Source organism: Halomonas sp. 3H, from assembly GCF_024206005.1.
GTDB classification, from domain to species: Bacteria; Pseudomonadota; Gammaproteobacteria; order Pseudomonadales; family Halomonadaceae; genus Halomonas; species Halomonas campaniensis.
Map to the genome: position 1 here is coordinate 3,361,994 of NZ_CP100360.1, position 17,297 is coordinate 3,379,290.

18 protein-coding genes are annotated in these 17,297 nt (G+C 67.9%); 14 read left to right on the top strand and 4 right to left on the bottom strand.

The genetic code is table 11. The features are described from left to right. Window positions 1-48: 48 nt before the first annotated feature. The 6 genes from NFC98_RS15490 (at window position 49) to NFC98_RS15515 (ending at window position 5,759) form a co-directional block, all read left to right on the top strand. Window positions 49-1,392, top strand: a complete 1,344-nt coding sequence (locus NFC98_RS15490; protein WP_254275807.1) for a glycosyltransferase — start codon at window positions 49-51, stop codon at window positions 1,390-1,392. A gap of 167 nt (window positions 1,393-1,559) precedes the next feature. Next, on the top strand, window positions 1,560-2,525 hold the full coding sequence (gene phnD / locus NFC98_RS15495; protein WP_254275808.1) for a phosphate/phosphite/phosphonate ABC transporter substrate-binding protein: 966 nt from the start codon (window positions 1,560-1,562) through the stop codon (window positions 2,523-2,525). A 106-nt stretch (window positions 2,526-2,631) separates the two neighbouring features. Beyond that, window positions 2,632-3,477, top strand: coding sequence for a phosphonate ABC transporter ATP-binding protein (phnC, locus tag NFC98_RS15500; protein ID WP_254275809.1), 846 nt, complete (start codon window positions 2,632-2,634; stop codon window positions 3,475-3,477). After that, window positions 3,474-4,283 (top strand): phosphonate ABC transporter, permease protein PhnE, encoded by an 810-nt coding sequence (gene phnE, locus NFC98_RS15505; RefSeq protein WP_254275810.1) that lies wholly within the window; start codon window positions 3,474-3,476, stop codon window positions 4,281-4,283. The genes phnC and phnE (NFC98_RS15505) overlap by 4 nt, the downstream gene beginning before the upstream one ends. Window positions 4,284-4,301: 18 nt before the next feature. Further along, window positions 4,302-5,117, top strand: coding sequence for a phosphonate ABC transporter, permease protein PhnE (phnE, locus tag NFC98_RS15510; protein ID WP_254275811.1), 816 nt, complete (start codon window positions 4,302-4,304; stop codon window positions 5,115-5,117). A 9-nt stretch (window positions 5,118-5,126) separates the two neighbouring features. After that, window positions 5,127-5,759, top strand: coding sequence for a histidine phosphatase family protein (locus NFC98_RS15515; RefSeq protein WP_254275812.1), 633 nt, complete (start codon window positions 5,127-5,129; stop codon window positions 5,757-5,759). Between the two features lie 46 nt (window positions 5,760-5,805). Here NFC98_RS15515 and NFC98_RS15520 read toward each other — a convergent pair whose 3' ends face one another. Together NFC98_RS15520 and NFC98_RS15525 are read right to left on the bottom strand one after the other, a co-directional pair. Further along, on the bottom strand, window positions 5,806-6,480 hold the full coding sequence (locus NFC98_RS15520; protein ID WP_254275813.1) for an SDR family oxidoreductase: 675 nt from the start codon (window positions 6,478-6,480) through the stop codon (window positions 5,806-5,808). Between the two features lie 218 nt (window positions 6,481-6,698). Continuing rightward, entirely contained in the window at window positions 6,699-7,691 is a 993-nt protein-coding gene (locus NFC98_RS15525; RefSeq protein WP_254275814.1) for a porin, read from the bottom strand. A gap of 476 nt (window positions 7,692-8,167) precedes the next feature. Between NFC98_RS15525 and NFC98_RS15530 the strand changes: the two genes are divergently transcribed. The 8 genes from NFC98_RS15530 (at window position 8,168) to NFC98_RS15565 (ending at window position 15,733) form a co-directional block, all read left to right on the top strand. After that, window positions 8,168-9,337 (top strand): ABC transporter ATP-binding protein, encoded by a 1,170-nt coding sequence (locus tag NFC98_RS15530; protein WP_254275815.1) that lies wholly within the window; start codon window positions 8,168-8,170, stop codon window positions 9,335-9,337. A gap of 16 nt (window positions 9,338-9,353) precedes the next feature. Beyond that, window positions 9,354-10,637, top strand: coding sequence for an ABC transporter substrate-binding protein (locus NFC98_RS15535; RefSeq protein WP_254275816.1), 1,284 nt, complete (start codon window positions 9,354-9,356; stop codon window positions 10,635-10,637). A gap of 81 nt (window positions 10,638-10,718) precedes the next feature. Next, window positions 10,719-11,606, top strand: a complete 888-nt coding sequence (locus tag NFC98_RS15540) for a carbohydrate ABC transporter permease (RefSeq protein WP_254275817.1) — start codon at window positions 10,719-10,721, stop codon at window positions 11,604-11,606. A 28-nt stretch (window positions 11,607-11,634) separates the two neighbouring features. Beyond that, window positions 11,635-12,477 (top strand): carbohydrate ABC transporter permease, encoded by an 843-nt coding sequence (locus NFC98_RS15545; RefSeq protein ID WP_254275818.1) that lies wholly within the window; start codon window positions 11,635-11,637, stop codon window positions 12,475-12,477. 113 nt (window positions 12,478-12,590) lie between these two features. Beyond that, complete coding sequence (locus NFC98_RS15550; RefSeq protein ID WP_254275819.1) at window positions 12,591-13,775, top strand: cation diffusion facilitator family transporter; 1,185 nt, start codon at window positions 12,591-12,593, stop codon at window positions 13,773-13,775. A 64-nt stretch (window positions 13,776-13,839) separates the two neighbouring features. Next, entirely contained in the window at window positions 13,840-14,607 is a 768-nt protein-coding gene (locus NFC98_RS15555; protein ID WP_254275820.1) for a pseudouridine synthase, read from the top strand. Between the two features lie 11 nt (window positions 14,608-14,618). Beyond that, window positions 14,619-15,473 carry a tRNA cyclic N6-threonylcarbamoyladenosine(37) synthase TcdA gene (gene tcdA / locus NFC98_RS15560; protein WP_254275821.1) on the top strand — a complete coding sequence of 285 codons (855 nt, stop codon included), beginning with the start codon at window positions 14,619-14,621 and terminating at the stop codon, window positions 15,471-15,473. Between the two features lie 35 nt (window positions 15,474-15,508). Next, window positions 15,509-15,733, top strand: a complete 225-nt coding sequence (locus NFC98_RS15565) for a DUF1653 domain-containing protein (protein ID WP_183332096.1) — start codon at window positions 15,509-15,511, stop codon at window positions 15,731-15,733. Window positions 15,734-15,739: 6 nt separating this feature from the next. Here the strand turns inward: NFC98_RS15565 and NFC98_RS15570 are convergent, their stop codons facing one another. Both NFC98_RS15570 and NFC98_RS15575 read right to left on the bottom strand, forming a co-directional pair. Next, window positions 15,740-16,507 carry an ABC transporter permease gene (locus tag NFC98_RS15570; RefSeq protein ID WP_254275822.1) on the bottom strand — a complete coding sequence of 256 codons (768 nt, stop codon included), beginning with the start codon at window positions 16,505-16,507 and terminating at the stop codon, window positions 15,740-15,742. Next, window positions 16,504-17,295: an ABC transporter ATP-binding protein gene (locus tag NFC98_RS15575; protein ID WP_254275823.1), complete on the bottom strand. Its 792-nt coding sequence runs from the start codon at window positions 17,293-17,295 to the stop codon at window positions 16,504-16,506. The genes NFC98_RS15570 and NFC98_RS15575 overlap by 4 nt, the downstream gene beginning before the upstream one ends. Between the last annotated feature and the right edge of the window lie 2 nt (window positions 17,296-17,297).

A 17,297-nucleotide genomic window follows, 5' to 3' on the forward strand; every position in this document is an offset into this window, starting at 1 on the left:
TCATGGGGCGCCAGCATGCAGGGTGTCACCACCTGAGAGTCACCTGGCATGTTTCGACGACGCCCGCGGGAGCCGCTCAGCGAAGCGGAGATCGATCAGCTGATCCTGCTGGCGCGCGGCAACGCCCTGGCCCGGCAGATCCGCGCCGAACGGGCCGAGCGTGCCGAAGGCGCCGCCGTTACCCTGCAGCGCCACCTTGCCTCCGCACGGGTAGGGGATGGCACCCTGAGGATCCTGATGGTCTCGGACGTCTACTTCCCGCGGGTCAACGGCGTCTCCACCTCCATCGCCAGCTTTCGCGGCGCCCTCGAGCGCCTGGGGCACTCGGTGACCCTCATCTGCCCCGACTATCCGGTGGGCCAGGTGGACGAACCGGGGGTCATCCGCATTCGCTCGCGCGGCGTGCCCGGCGACCCGGAGGACCGCATGATGCGCTACCGGGAGGTGACCAGCCTGGTACCTCACCTTGCCGCGGGGGCCTTCGACCTGATCCACGTGCACACCCCCTTCGTGGCCCACCATGCGGGCATCAGGCTGGGGCGACGCCTCGGCATCCCGGTGGTGGCCACCTACCACACCCTCTTCGAGGAGTACCTGCACCACTACGTGCGCTGGCTGCCGTCAGCCTGGCTGCGCCTTGCCGCCCGCCGTCTCTCGGTGCATCAATGCCACCAGCTCGACGCCCTGGTGGCACCGTCGCGTGCCATGCACGATTCGCTGACACGCTATGGCGTGACGACGCCCATGGCGGTGATCCCGACCGGGCTGGCACTGGAAACCTTCACTCGCCCGCGGGACCCGGGTGACTTTCGCGCGCGCTATGATCTCCCGGACAGCGCCAGGCTGCTGCTGTACGTGGGGCGCGCTGCCTCCGAGAAGAACATCGGCTTCCTGATCGAGATGCTGCCGCGGGTGCTGGCCGAATACCCGGACACCCGCCTGGTGATCACCGGCGAGGGGCCGGCCCAGGAGGCCCTGGCCCGGCAGGCGCGAGAGCAGGGCATGTCGGGTGCGGTGCTGTTCCTCGGCTACCTGGACCGCGACGGCCCCCTGCAGGCCGCCTATCGCGCCGCCGACGCCTTCGTCTTCGCCTCGCGTACCGAGACCCAGGGCCTGGTGCTGCTGGAGGCCATGGCACTCGGGACCCCGGTGGTCTCCACCGCGGTGATGGGCACTCGCGACGTGCTCGTGGAAGGCGAGGGTTGCCTGATCGCCGAGGAGGACCTCGACGATTTCGCGTCCAAGGTGAACCGACTCCTGAGCGACGACGCCCTGCGCCATACCCTCGCAGAGCGAGCCCGGGCTTACGCCGCCGGCTGGCATGAGGATGCCAGGGCCGCTGACCTGGTCGAACTCTATCGATATCGCCTTTCGCTGCAAGCTGCCCGCTAGCCCCCTCCGGGTGTGGCCACTCCCCATCGACGAGACGCTCCCCTGACACGGTCTCGTCATGCCCGGTTAACCGCTTCGTCATACCGCTGACGCGCCGCTGTCATGGCCTGTCGGGAAGATGACCAGCGTGCCGATCACCACTCCCGTCATCACGCCATGGAGCCGACATGACCACCCAGACCTTCCACCGTACCCTGCTGGCCGGCGCTATCGCCGGTGCCATCGCCGCTACCAGCCTGGTGGCACACGCCGACCTCTCGTCGCGCTATACCGACACTGACGGCGACATGATCGCCGACATCCCCGCCGATGAGTCGCAGTGGGTCGACCCCGACACCCTGGTGTTCGCCTACACCCCGGTGGAGGATCCCGCCGTCTACGCCGATGTCTGGGCCGACTTCCTCGACCACCTGGCCGAGGCGACCGGCAAGCGGGTGCAGTTCTTCCCGGTGCAGTCCAACGCCGCCCAGCAGGAGGCGCTGCGCGCCGGCCGCCTGCACGTGGCCGGCTTCAACACCGGCGGCGTCCCCGTGGCGGTGAACTGCGGCGGCTTCCGCCCCTTCACCATCATGGCCGCGGAAGACGGCAGCTTCGGCTACGAGATGGAGATCATCACCTGGCCGGGCAGCGGCATCGAGCAGATGGAGGACCTGGCCGGACGCCAGCTCGCCTTCACCTCACCCACCTCGAACTCCGGCTTCCGGGCACCCTCGGCGCTCCTGCGCAGCGAGTACGGCATGGAGGCCGACGAGGACTTCGAGACCGCCTTCTCCGGCTCCCACGACAACTCCATCCTGGGCGTCATCAACAAGGACTACGAGGCGGCCGCCATCGCCAACTCGGTGGGCCACCGCATGCTGGCCCGGGGCGTCATCGAGGAGGGCGACTACGAGATCATCTACACCTCCGAGACCTTCCCCACCACCGCCTACGGCACGGCCCACAACCTGCATCCGGAGTTGCAGGAGGCCATCCAGCAGGCCTTCTTCAGCTACGACTGGGAGGGCACGGCGCTCGAGGCCGAGTTCGCCAACTCCGGCGAGGCGCAGTTCATTCCCGTGACCTATGAAGAGCACTGGTCGGTAATCCGCACCATCGCCGAGGCCAACGGCGTGACCTACGACTGCGACTGATTCCGCACAAGCACTGGCCGCGCTCCAACAGCGGAATCGAGCCAAAAGCACCACGGGCCAGGAGGGCCTCGCTCTCCGGGCCCGTCTGCGTGAAGGGAGACTGACCATGCTGACGCTTACCCAGGTCACCAAGCGCTACCCCACCGGGGACCGCGCCCTGACCGATATCGACCTCACCCTGCCGGCCGGCCAGGTGATGGCGCTGATCGGCCCCTCGGGGGCCGGCAAGAGCACCCTGATCCGCTGCGTGAACCGCCTGGTGGAGCCCACCAGCGGCAGCATCCGCCTGGGTGACACCGAACTGACCCGGCTCTCCGGCCGTGAGCTGCGCCGGGCACGCCGCGCCATGGGCATGATCTTCCAGGAGTACGCCCTGGTGGACCGCCTGACGGTGATGGAGAACGTGCTTTCCGGCCGGCTGGGCCAGGTGGGCTTCTGGCGCAGCTTCCTGCGCCGCTACCCCGCCGATGCCGTCACCGAGGCCTTCCGCCTGCTGGAGCGGGTCGGCCTGCCCCATGCCATCGACAAGCGCGCCGATGCGCTTTCCGGCGGCCAGCGCCAGCGGGTGGGCATCGCCCGGGCCCTGCTTCAGGACCCGCAGCTGCTGCTGGTGGACGAGCCCACGGCGAGCCTGGACCCCAAGACCTCGCGTCAGATCATGCGGCTGATCCGCGAACTCTGTGCCGAACGCGAGCTCGGCGCCATCATCAACATCCATGACGTGGCCCTGGCCCGACAGTTCGCCGATCGCATCGTCGGCCTGCGCGCCGGGGAGATCGTCTTCGACGGGCGGCCGGAGGCGCTGGATGCCGAGACCCTGACCACCATCTATGGCGAAGAGAACTGGGGCGAGGAGGAGGGGGACACCCAGGGGCAGGCGGCTGACGAAGCCTCATCTTCCTCCGCCGAGCCGGCCACCCGCCTGTCGCTGGCCACGGGGGGCGCCTCATGACTCGACAGGCGATGGCCCGGGCGGGCCAATGGCGGCGACTGCCGCTGATCCGTGACCCAAGGCTGCGCTGGGGCCTGGCGCTCGGCGGCCTGGTCTATCTGCTGCTGGCACTCTCCACCATCGACGTCAACTGGGCGCGGGTCGCCGAGGGCGCCGGCCGCGGGCTGAACTTCCTGGCCGCCTTCACCCAGCCCGACTTCGTCAGCCGCCGCGGCGACATCCTCGACGGCATCCTCGAGAGCCTGACCATGACGCTCACCTCCACGGTGACCGGTGTGGCCCTGGCGATTCCGGTGGGCCTGGGCGCCGCGCGCAATATCTCCCCCTGGCCGGTCTACTACCTGTGCCGGGGCATCATCACCGTGTCGCGCACCTTCCAGGAGATCATCATCGCCATCCTCTTCGTGGTGATGTTCGGCTTCGGTCCGCTGGCCGGCATGATCACCCTGGCCTTCGCCACCATCGGCTTCATGGCCAAGCTGCTCGCCGAGGACATCGAGGACCTGGACTGGCGCCAGGTGGAGGCGGTTCGCGCCACCGGGGCGAGCTGGTGGCAGACCATGAACCACGCCGTCCAGCCCCAGGTGATGCCGCGGCTGATCGGGCTCTCGATGTACCGCCTGGACATCAACTTCCGCGAATCGGCGGTGATCGGCATCGTCGGGGCCGGCGGCATCGGCGCCACCCTCAACACCTCCATCAGCCGCTACGAGTACGACACCTCGGCGGCCATCCTGCTGATCATCATCGCCATCGTGCTGCTCTGCGAGTACGGCTCGAGCCACGTGCGGCGCTGGACCCAGTAAGCCTCGGAGACCCTCCTCATGCCCGTTTCGACGACGACGCAGGGCACGCCGATCTGGCGCCTGCGCACCACCCGCGCCCAGTGGCTGGGCTACCTGGCCTGGCTGGCTGCCGCCTGCCTCTTCCTGCTGTGCTGGAAGGTGATCTCCGACAACACCATGTGGGTGTTCGTGGAGGATGCCGGCCGCCAGGGCAGCGACCTGATCAGCCGCATGCTGCCGCCGGAGTGGACCTACGCCCACCGCCTCTGGAAGCCGATGTGGGACACCATGAACATCGCCACCCTGGGTACCGTGCTGGGCATCGCCATGGCGTTTCCGGTGGCCTTCCTGGCGGCACGCAACACCACGCCCCACCCGCTGGTGCGCAGCGCCGCGCTGCTGATCATCGTCTCCTCGCGCTCCATCAACTCGCTGATCTGGGCGATGCTGCTGGTGACCATCCTGGGGCCGGGGGTGCTGGCCGGCATCATCGCCATCGCCCTGCGCTCCATCGGCTTCGTCGGCAAGCTGCTCTATGAAGCCATCGAGGAGATCCACCCCACCCCCGTGGAGGCGATCAGCGCTACCGGCGCCAGCCGCCTGCAGGTGATGAGCTACGGCGTGCTGCCCCAGGTGCTGCCCGCCTTCGCCGGCATCAGCGTCTACCGCTGGGACATCAACATCCGCGAATCCACGGTGCTGGGGCTGGTAGGCGCCGGCGGCATCGGCCTGCAGCTCAACGCCGCCATCAACAGCCTGGCCTGGAACCAGGTCAGCGTGATCTTCGTGATGATCTTCGTCACCGTGCTGGCCTCGGAGTGGATTTCCGCCCGGGTGCGCCACGCCATTACCTGAGGCTCCAACATGCGCTTTCCCGATGCCGACGTGACCACCCTGGACCTGATCCGCCACGGCGAGCCGGTGGGCGGCCGCATGCTGCGCGGCACCACCGACCACCCCCTGAGCGAACGCGGCTGGCAGCAGATGCGGCGCGCCACCGAGGCGCTGATGGTGAATGGCGAGCCCCCCTGGGACGCCGTCGTGACGTCGCCGCTGTCGCGCTGCCGGGAGTTCGCCCTGTGGTTCGGTGAGCACCACGACCTGCCGGTGATCACCGAGCCCGCGCTGGCCGAGATGGCCCTGGGGGAGTGGGAGGGCAGGACCCACGCCCAGGTGCGGGCCGCCGAAGAGGGTGAGGACCGCCAGGCGGCGCTGTGGGCCGACCCCAGCCTCACCTCTCCGCCCGGCGGCGAGACGCCGGCGGCCTTCGATGCGCGGGTCGGCGACGCCTGGCAGGCGCTGCTGGCGGCACCGCCGGGGAAGCACCTGCTGGTGGTCTGCCACCTCTTCGTCACCAATGCCCTGCTGCGCCAGGTGCTGGAGCAGCCGCTCTCCCGCGCCCTCGCCTTCGACCTGCCCTACGCCGCCACCTGCCGCATCCGCCACGAGCGCCACGCCCTGGGCGAGACCAGCCTGGTGGAATGGATCGGACGTTGAGCCCTGTCAGCAAAGGCGTGAGGCCTTCGCGTCCCGCCGGCGCCCCCTACCAGGGCAGCGCCTCGCCGTTGCTGTGCCAGAAGCCCCCGGTGGTCGCGAGGGTCAACGCCTCGATGCGTTCGGCGATGCCGGCGGCCGCCTCCTCCGGGGTGATCAGGCCGCCGAAGTTGACCATGCGGGTCTGCACATAGCCCGGGTGAAGCTGGGCGACGGCGATGCCGCGGGGCTTGAGGTCCATGGCCAGGGACTTGCCGAAGGCGTTGAGTGCCGCCTTGGAGGCCCGGTAGCCGTAGCGACCGCCGGAGTCGTTGTCGGCGATGGAGCCCATGCGGCTGGTGATGTTGGCCACCTTGCTGCCCTCCCCCAGGCAGCCGAGCAGCGCCTCGGTGACGCGCAGCGGCGCATAGGCGTTGACCTCCATCTGTGCGCGAATGGAGTCGAAGTCGAGCTCACCCAGGCGCTCGTCCTTGAGCAGGCCGGCGTTATTGATCAGCAGGTCGAGGCGCCGACCCTCCAGTTCCACGGCGAGCCGGGCGACGTCCTCGGCGCGGGTCACGTCAATGCCCTCGATGACCCGGGCGGCCACCTGCTTGAGCTCGGCGGTGTCATCGCCGCTGCCGCGGCAGACGCCGATCACCTCCCGGCCGGCATCCGCATAGTGGCGGGCCAGGGCGAGACCGACGCCGCGGTTGGCGCCGGTGATCAGTACGGTGGAAGACATGCTGGCTCCTCGATCTGTGCATCTCGCTGAAAACGGCCGAAGGCTGTGATCGGCGCGCCACCCGAGGCACCATGCGACATGGTGCCTTTCGGAACTCAGTAGAACACTCCCCGCGATGGCGCTTCAAGACATGACAAAAAGCCGGCGGCCCCGTGGGGTCGCCGGCAGAATGATCGAATCAGAAAAGCTGAAAAAAGGACCTTCGATTCCGTCAGCTATCAGAAGTGATAGCGGGCACCAACGATGTAGTAGAGGTCATCATTGATGCCGCTGTCGGCAGGCGCATCGAAGTCCTTGTCGGCATCGTTCAGCTCGAGGAACATGTCGAAGCTGTTCGACAGCTTATAGTGAGCCGCGGCAGCCCAGGCGTTTCGGTCACCGGAATTCTCGACATCGATATTGTAGTAGTCGGCATGGAACTTCCAGGAGGCTACGGCATAGGTCATGCCGATACCGACCGTATCGTAGTTGTCGTCCTGGGTCTCGTAGGCGAGGCGGGCCGAGAAGGCATCATTGATGTCGTAGGCCACCGTAGCGCCATAGATGTTCTCGCCCTGGCCGCCGGCCCGGCCATCCTCGTCATCCACATAGCCCAGCGCCAGGCGCAGGCCATCGACCTCGTAGCTGATGCCACCCTGGGTGACAACTTCCGAGGAGGGGGCATCGGGGGCCTCACCGCGCTTGCTGTAGTGCTTGGCGGAGATGAAGGCCTGGAACCCCTCGAGGTTGGGAGAGATATAGCCCAGGGAGTCGCCGCGTGCCTGGAGCCCACCGCCGCCGATCTCGTAGCCCCGCTCGATATAGACGTCGAACGGACCGGCCACGTAGTCGCTGTAGAAGCTGTCGTAGTTACCGGCCATGAAGGTACCGAACCACTCGCTCTTCAGGCCCAGGTAGCTGTTGCGAACCTCACTGAATCCGGAGTCGGTATCGCGCTCGTCCGCATTGAAGCGCCACTGCACCCGTGCGAAGGCACTCAGGTCGGAGGTGATCTGGTGGCTGCCGGTGATCTGCAGCCGAGACCCCACGTTGACAAACTCCTCGCCATTGTCGGTGGTCGGCGTTTCCAGGCCACCACCTTCGATGCCCATGGCGATGCGCCCGTAGAGGTCCAGCTTGGTACCGTCCTGGTCATAGACCACGGCGGCATGCCCGGCAGCACTGGCGGCCATGGCAGCTGCAACGGCAACCGTCATCAGTGTCTTCTTCATGTCATTCCCCTTGAATGATTCGTGAATATCTGGTGGAGAGCATTGACAACAACATTCTTGTTTTCGGAGAACGATACTCGCCAAATATTTCACGCTATTGACAGAAATCTGAAAGGGGAAAAGAAATGATCTTGACCCATAATTGAAAACCCCCTCGCGTCTTCCTGACGTCACACCGGCTGTAAAGCAGCAGCAGTTATCGGCGAGATGGCAAGCGCCTTCGTCCGTCTTCCTCCGGCTATTCAACGAGGACAGGAATGCAGCGGCAGGGGAAGGCGTCAGCCCGACCAGGCAGGATGGTGTGGCGATGCCACCGTGCCGCAGGGGAGCGATCCATCACGGGAATGACACGGCAGTGTCAGCAGGCTGTCACCAATGCCGGGGATGATTCCCCCATGACAGCTCCACGTCAGCGACTACGCTGTGGGGAATACGGCAGCCTCGGCCTGCCAGTGCCATCGGTATCGGGACCCCCAATGAGCCACGACAGCCAGCAACGCATTCGCCTCGAAGCGGTCAGCAAGCGCTGGGGCGAGACACCTGCGGTCGACGCCATCTCCTTCGATGTCGCGCCGGGACAGTTCGTGATCCTGCTCGGCCCCTCGGGGTGTGGCAAGTCCACGACCCTGCGCATGATCGCCGGGCTCGAGCAGGCCTCGTCGGGGCGTATCCATATCGGTGAACGCGATGTGACCCGGCTGCCGCCGGGCGATCGCGGCATCAGCATGGTGTTTCAGTCCTATGCGCTCTTCCCGCACCTGGACGTGGCCGACAACATCGTCTTCGGCCTGCGCAGCCGCAAGGTGCCCAGGGAGGAACGACGGGAACGCCTGCAGCGGGTCGCCGAACTGGTCGATCTCGGCGCCTACCTGGACCGCAAGCCCTCCCAGCTCTCCGGCGGCCAGCGCCAGCGGGTGGCCCTGGCCAGGGCGATCATCTCCGAGCATCCCATCTGCCTGATGGACGAACCGCTCTCCAACCTCGATGCCCGCCTGCGCGGCGAGATGCGTCGCGAGATCAAGGCGCTGCAGTCGCGACTGGGCATGACCGTGGTCTATGTCACCCATGACCAGGTCGAGGCCATGAGCATGGGCGACCGGGTGATCCTCATGCAGGACGGTCGCATCGTGCAGGACGCCAGTCCGGATGCCCTCTACAACCGCCCCGCCACCGCCTTTGCCGCGAGCTTCATCGGCAGCCCGGCAATGAACCTGGTGCGCCTGGTGGCCAGCGGCGAGGCGGCCGTGATCGAGGGAGAACCGGGTGCGGCCGTCGCCCCCCTGGGGGCTGCGGGAGGTGAGCTGGGGCTGCGCCCCGAGGATATCTCGGTGCTTTCCCCCCGGGACCCCGGGCTGCCCGCCAGAGTGATCGACGGCGAGTACCTGGGAGCCGACACCATCCTGCGCCTGGCCGTGGGCAACCAGACACTGCGTGCCCGGTTGCCCGGCAAGCAGCCGCTGGTCGAAGGTCAGGCCTGCCGCCTCGGCTGGGCCCCATCGGTGGCCCACCTGTTCGGCCAGGACGGCTCACGCCGGGACGACCTCACCCCCCTGCCAGTTTCCGCGGCCGTCGGCCGCTCATCGGGCGAAGGCGGACACAGCGCGTCGCCTACACGCTCCGGCACACCCCCGGGCATCCCATCGTGAACACAGGAGCCATGTCATGCGTGCACGTCTCTCCTTCCCCCTGACGGCCCTGGCCGCCGGCCTGCTGGCCGCCGGTCCCGTCACTGCCGACGACCCGGTCGAGCTGACCCTCTACTACCCCATTGCCGTGGGGGGTGCCCTCACCGAGGTCATCGACGGCCTTGTCGACCAGTTCGAGGCCGAGCATCCCGCCATCAGCGTGGACGCCATCTACGCCGGCAACTACGACGACACCCGAGTCCGCGCCATGTCGGCCATCGAGGCCGGTGATGCCCCGCAGCTCTCGGTACTGTTCTCCATCGACCTCTACGAACTGCTGGAACAGGACGCCATCATCGCCTTCGATGAGGTGGTCGAGACCGATGAGGAGCGCGAGTGGCTCGACAGCTTCTACCCCGGCCTGATGGAGAACGGGCAGCTGGATGGCATGACCTACGGCATTCCCTTCCAGCGCTCCACCATCGTGCTCTACTGGAACAAGGACGCCTTCGAGGCCGCCGGCCTCGACCCGGAAACGCCACCGGAGACCTGGGACGACATGGCGCGCATGGCCGCCGCAGTGCGCGACGCCTCGGGCGGTGACCAGTGGGGCGTGATGGTCCCCTCCACCGGCTACCCCTACTGGATGTTCCAGGCCTTCGCCTTCCAGAACGGCCACCGGCTGATGAGCGAGGACGGCACCGAGGTCTACTTCGACGACCCCGCCGCGATCGAGGCCCTGGAGTACTGGGTGTCGCTGGCGACCGAGCATGACGCCATGCCCGACGGCACCATCGAGTGGGGCACCCTGCGGCAGAACTTCATCGAGCAGTCCACGGCGATGATCTGGCACACCACCGGCAACCTGACCGCGGTGCGTAACGAGGCCGACTTCGATTTCGGCGTGGCCATGCTGCCGATGAAGACCCAGCGGGGGAGCCCCACCGGCGGCGGCAACTTTTACCTCTTCAAGGATGCCGACGAGGCGGAGCAGCGCGCCGCGATGACCTTCATCCGCTGGATGACTGACCCGGAGCGGGCCGCCGCCTGGTCGATCGAGACCGGCTACATGGGGGTGAGCCCCGCCGCCTACGAGACCGAGGCGCTGCGAGACTATATCGAGAGCTTCCCGCCTGCCGCCGTGGCCCGTGACCAGTTGGAGCACGGCACCGCCGAGCTCTCCACCTACCAGGGTGGTCGGGTGCGCCGAGCGCTGGACAATGCCGTGCAGGCGGCCCTGACCGGGCAGATGGCACCCGCCGAGGCGCTGGCTCAGGCCCAGCGGGAAGCCGATGCGGCCCTGCGGCGCTATGCCCGTTGAGGGAGGGCGAGGAGGACCTCGGCAGGGCCCCCGGGGCGGCGCCCGCCGCCCCGGGGAGCCGGATGACAAGGGAGGGCCAACATGGTCGAGATGAATGCCCATCGACGCATGCAGCTTTACGGCGCCCTGCTGCTGCTGCCGGCCGCCGTGCTGCTGGCCACCTTCGCCTACCTGCCGACCATCGCCACCCTGATCAACAGCCTGTTCCTGCCCGGCTTTCGCGGCGCACCGACGGAATTCGTCGGGCTGGAGAACTACCGGCTGCTGGTCGAGGACAGCACCTTCTGGCGGGTGGCACGCAACAACCTCATCTATGCACTGGGCACCATCCCCACCTCCATCGCCCTGGCCCTGGCCATGGCCCTGTTCGTGAACGCCCGCCTGCCGGGACGCGGCTTCGTACGCATGGCCTATTTCACCCCGACCATCCTGCCGATGATCGCCGCGGCCAACATCTGGATGTTCTTCTACGCCCCGCAGATCGGGCTGTTCAACAAGCTGCTGGGCGCCCTGGGGCTGTCCGGGGTGAACTGGCTGGGCGATCCCGGGGTGGCGCTCACGTCGGTGATCGTCATGACGGTCTGGAAGGAGGCCGGATTCTTCATGATCTTCTATCTCGCGGCCCTGCAGAGCATGCCGCCCGAACTCAGGGAAGCCGCCGACCTGGAAGGCACCAGCCGCTGGAGCTTCTTCTGGCGGGTAACCTTCCCGCTGCTGATGCCGACCACGCTGTTCGTGCTGATCAATGCGCTGATCAATGCCGTGCGGGTCGTGGACCACCTGTTCATCCTCACCAAGGGCGGACCCAACAACGCCACCAACCTGCTGCTCTACTACGTCTACGAGAACGCCTTCTCGTTCTTCGACCGCACCTACGCCGCCACCATCACCGTGGTGATCCTGCTGGTCCTGGCGATCGTGGCCACCGTCAAGTTCGCTATCCTCGACCGTCGGACGCACTACCAATGACCGCAGCATCACTGCAAGAGGCGAGCTCATGAGCCAAGCCAGTCTCCCTGCCGCCAGGCGGTTTGCGCTGCGGGTGCCGAGTCTCGAGACCACCGCCGCCTGGCTGCTGGCGATCGTCTGGATCTTTCCCCTGCTCTATGCGGTGTGGGCCGCCTTTCACCCGCCGGCCTTCATGGTGCGCTTCGACCTGTTCGCCCCGCTGACCCTGGAGAACTTCACCAACGCCTGGGCCCAGGCCCCGTTTGCCCGCTACTACCTCAACACCTTCCTGCTGGTTACCGGCGTCGTGCTGGCACAGTTCGTGGTCTGTACCCTGGCCGGCTTTGCCTTCGCGCGTTTCCCGATTCCCGGCAAGGACTTCCTGTTCATGCTGGTGCTGATCCAGCTGTTCGTCTTCCCCGAGGTGCTGATCGTCGAGAACTACCGGATCGCCAGCACCCTCGGGCTGGTCGACACCATCACCGGCATCGGGCTGCCCTATGTGGCCAGCGCCTTCGGCATCTTCCTGCTGCGCCAGACCTTCAAGACCATTCCCCGCGAACTGGAGGATGCCGCGCGGATCGAAGGCTGCGGCTGGATGGCGATCCTGCTCAAGGTCTACGTGCCGCTGGCCAAGCCCACCTACCTGGCCTATGGCCTGGTCTCGATCAGCCACCACTGGAACAACTTCCTGTGGCCCCTGGTGGTCACCAACTCGGTGGAGAGCCGACCGCTCACCGTCGGCCTCGGGGTCTTCTCGGCGCCGGAGACCGGCGTCAACTGGGCCACCGTCAGTGCCGCGACCCTGCTCAGCATCGCCCCGCTGCTGATCGCCTTCCTGCTGTTCCAGCGACAGTTCGTGCAGTCCTTCCTGCGCTCCGGGATCCGCTAGCCCATCGCCAGCCCCCAGCCTGTGACGGCCTCGGAGGGTGACTTGCCAAAAAGCGGACCAATTCAGTACACTTTCGATCCCCTCAGGTTCACGCTGTACCGGAGTCGCTCTCCATGCCCACCCCAGGCGCTGACAGGACCCGCGACACCCGACGCATCACCCTGCTGGCCATCTGGGTCGACGCCATCGTCGGGCTGGCCAAGGTCATCGGCGGGGTGCTGGTCGGCTCGGCGGCGCTGATCGCCGACGGCATCCACTCCTTCTCGGACCTGATCACCGACGGCTTCGTGCTGGCGGCCACCCACTACGGCAGCCAGGGCCCGGACCACGACCACCCCTACGGCCACGGGCGCATCGAGACCCTCGCCACCCTCTTCCTCGGCAGCGTGCTGATCTTCGTGGCCGGCGCCATCGCCTGGTCGAGCGTGGAGCGCTTCCTCTCGGCGGCCCAGATCCCACCCCCCGGCATCTGGGCCATGCTGCTGGCCCTGGTCTGCCTGCTGGCCAAGGAGGCGCTCTTCCATCTGACCATGCGCGTGGCGCGCCGCTACCGCTCGCGCCTGCTGGAGGCCAACGCCTGGCACTCGCGCTCCGACGTGCTCTCGACGGCGGTGGTGCTGGTGGCCCTGGTCGGCACCCAGTTCGGCCATGGCTGGCTGGATACCCTGGCCGCGGTCATCGTCGGGCTACTGGTCGGCAAGGTCGGCTGGGACCTGCTGTGGGAATCCGGCCGTGAGCTGGTCGATACCGCCCTGCCGGTGTCGCAGCAGGAGGCGATGCGCGAGGTGGCCCTGGACGTGCCGGGGGTGGTGGGCGTCCACGACCTGCGAACCCGCCAGTCGGCCGGGCGCACCATGCTTGACCTCCACGTGGTGGTATCGCCGCGGATCAGCGTGTCGGAGGGCCACGAGATCGGCAACGAGGTGAGCCGCCGCTTGCGCCAGGCCTATCCGGCGCTGACCGACCTGACGTTCCACGTCGACCCGGAAGATGATGCCGGCGAGGGCGATCCCAGCCGCCTCCCGGGCCTGCCGCTGCGCCCCGAGGTGGAGCGGGCCCTGGCGCGGCGCTGGTCCGGCCTGCCCGAATGGCACTGGCTGCTCGATCTCGAACTGCACTATCTGGAGGGGTCCGTGACCGTGGTGGCCTGCCTCGACGAGCACGCACCGCTGGAGAGTGACGCGACGGCGCAACGCCTCCAGCGCGCCGCCGCCGACCTCGCCTGGTTCTCCCACGTGGAGATCTGCCGCCTGGCGAGCCCTCCGGCAGCGTCAAGCTCCCTTTCGCGCCAGGGATGACATCCCCGCCCCGGACAGCGACAATGGCGGCCCCTTCGGCGACCCTCCTGGCGACTCCACCGGCATGAGCGACCCCCTGCGTATCCTCCACCAAGACGAGCACCTGGTGGCCGTGCACAAGCCGGCCGGGCTGCTGGTGCACCGCACCGCCCTGGCCCGTGGCGAGCGGGAGTTCCTGCTGCAGCGGCTGCGCGACCGGCTCGGCCAGCGGGTCTACCCCGTGCATCGCCTGGACCGCCCCACCTCGGGGATCATGCTGTTCGCCCTCTCGCCGGCGGTCGCCACCCGGCTCACCGAGGCCTTCACCGAGCGCCGGGTGGCCAAGCGCTACCTGGCGGTGGTGCGCGGCATCGGCCCCGAGGCCGAGCGGCTCGCGTATCCCCTGCGGGAGGAGGACGGCAGCCGCCCCAAGGCCGAGATGCCTGCCATGGAGGCGGTGACCGAGGTGCGACGGCTGGACAGCGTGGAACTGCCGGTAGAGGTGGACCGCTACCCGAACAGCCGCTATTCGCTGATGGAGGCGCGCCCGCTGACCGGGCGCCGCCACCAGATTCGCCGCCACCTCTCCCAGCGCGGCTATCCGATCATCGGCGACGCCAAGCACGGCAAGGGCAACCACAACCGCTTCTTCGCCGAGCACCTGGACGCTTCCCGGCTGCTGCTGGCCGCGGTCGAGCTGGCCCTCGTCCATCCGATGACCGGACAGCCGCTGCGACTCCAGTGCGCCCTGGACGCCACCATGTCGGCACTCCTGGAGCGCTTCGGCTGGGCCGGCCACCTGCCGCGGGACGCCGTGCACCGGGCCCTTCCCGATCTCGAACCCATGAGCTGACAGGGACCGCCATGACCGACCTGCCCTTCTCCTCCGCCGCCGTCGTCCACCAGGACACCGTCGAGACCGACGACCACGCCCTGCGCTTCGGCGGCATCCGCCGGCTCTACGGCACCCGCGCCGTCGAGCGCTTCCGCACCGCCCACGTGGTGGTGGTAGGCGTCGGCGGCGTGGGCAGCTGGACGGTGGAGGCTCTGGCACGCTCCGGCATCGGCCGGCTCACCCTGATCGATCTGGACGACGTCTGCGTCTCCAACGTCAACCGCCAGCTCCACGCCCTGGACGGCACCATCGGCCGGCCCAAGGTGGAGGTGCTGGCCGAGCGCTGCCACGCCATCCAGCCCGGCATCGAGGTGAGGGAAGATATTGCCTTCGCGACCCCCACCAACCTGGCCGAGCGGATCCCCGAGGACGCCGACCACGTGGTGGATGCCATCGACAGCGTGGTGGCCAAGGCGGCGCTGATCGCCTGGTGCAAGCGGCGCAAGCTGCCGATCACGGTCACCGGCGCCGCCGGGGGCCAGACCGACCCCACCCGCATCCGAGTCGCGGACCTCGCCCGCACCGAGCACGACCCGCTGCTGGCCAAGGTGCGCTCGCGCCTGCGCCGGGACTTCGGCTTCTCGCGCAACCCCAAGCGACGCTTCTCGGTGGAGTGCGTCTACTCCGACGAACAGCTGGTCTACCCCAGCAGCGACGGCGAGGTCTGCCTGCAGAAGCCGGGCAGCGGCGAGGCCACCCGGCTGGACTGCGCCTCCGGCTTCGGCGCCGCTACCTTCGTCACCGGCAGCTTCGGCTTCGTGGCCGCCTCGCGGGTGCTGGCCCGGCTGGCCAGGCGGGCCGCGGCCGCCCCCCCTTCGTCCTGAGCGCCCCCTTTCTCCCGACACCCCAGGAGCCTGCCATGCCCCGCCCGCTTCCCGTTCCCGGCATCTACGCCCACTACAAGGGCAACCGCTACGAGGTCCTTGGTGTGGCCCACCACAGCGAGACCGAGGAGCCGCTGGTGGTCTACCGCGCCCTCTACGGCGACTACGGCCTGTGGGTCAGGCCCCTTGCGATGTTCACCGAAACGGTGGAAGTGCAGGGCGAGCCGGTACCCCGCTTCGCCCTCGAGAAGGCGTTCTGACGCGCCCTACCTCTGGCCGCGGTGGGCCCACCCCGTCATCCGCTTCTCCAGCAGCGCAAACAGCTCGTACATCACCATGGCCATGGCGCTGATCACGATCAGCCCGGCGAACACCAGCGACATGCGCATCTGGGAGCCGGCGCTCATCATCAGGTAGCCGATCCCCTGATTGGACGCCACCGTCTCCGACACCACCGTGCCCACGAAGGCCAGGGTGATGGCGATCTTCAGCGAGGCGAAGAAGTAGGGCAGCGAGCGTGGCAACCCCACCTTGAGCAGCACGTCCAGGCGCCGCGCGCCCAGCACCCGCAGCACGTCCTCCAGCTCGGGCTCCAGGGTGGCGAGCCCCGTGGCCACGTTGACCACGATGGGGAAGAAGCAGATCAGGAAGGCGGTGAGGATCGCCGGCACCGAGCCGATACCGAACCACACCACCAGGATCGGCACGAAGGCCACCTTGGGGATGGCGTTGAAGCCCACCAGCAGCGGATAGCAGGCGTGGTAGAGGAAGCGCGAAGAGCCGATGATGAGCCCCAGCACCAGCCCCACCGCCACCCCCAGGCCGAAGCCCGCCATGGTGGTCCAGAAGGTCTGCCAGGAGTGCATCCCGATGGGCCCGGCGAAGGTGACCAGGGCCTGGGCGGTAGCCAAGGCGCTGGGGAAGATGAAGGGCGGCACCTCGAACAGCCTGACCGTCGCTTCCCAGACCAGGATCAGCGCCAGCACGGCGACCCAGGGCGCCAGACGCTCGCGCCATCTCGTCTGCGTCGTCATGAGCGCACCTCCCCGCCGCTGTGGATGTCACCGATTCGGGAGCGAAGCGCCTGCACCAGGGTGGTGAAGGATGCCTCAAAGGTCATCTCCAGGGGGCGTGGGCGAGGGAAGTCGATGGGCCGAGCCTCGAGGACTCGCCCCGGACGACGGCTCATCACGTAGACGGTATCGGCCAGGAAGGCCGCCTCGCGCAGATCGTGGGTGACCAGCACCACGGTGAACCGCTGGGCCTCCCAGAGATCCCGCAGGACGCACCACAGCTCCTCCCGGGTGAAGGCGTCCAGGGCCCCGAAGGGCTCATCGAGCATCAGCAGCTTCGGCCGATGGATCAGCGCGCGGCAGATGGAGGCACGCTGCTGCATGCCGCCGGAGAGCTGCCAGGGGTACTGCTCCTCGTAACCCTCGAGGCCCACGGTGCGCAGCAGCTCCCGGGCCCAGCCCTCGAACTCCGCGCGACGGCGACGAAACTGCCGCCGGTAGGGCTCGACGATCTCGAGGGGCAGCAGCACGTTGTCCAGGGTGGTGCGCCAGGGCAGCAGGTTGGCGCTCTGAAACGCCATGCCGCAGATCTTCAGCGGGCCGCTCACCGGCTCGCCGTCGACCCGCACGCTCCCCTCGGTGGGGCCATGCAGACCGGTACAGAGCTTCATGAAGGTGGACTTGCCGCAGCCCGAAGGGCCCACGAAGGCCACGAACTCGCCCTCCTCGATGGAGAGCGAGATATCCTCGATGGCGTTGCCGCTGCTGTCGTAGGCCAGGCTGACCCGATCGAAGTCGACAAACGCCATGC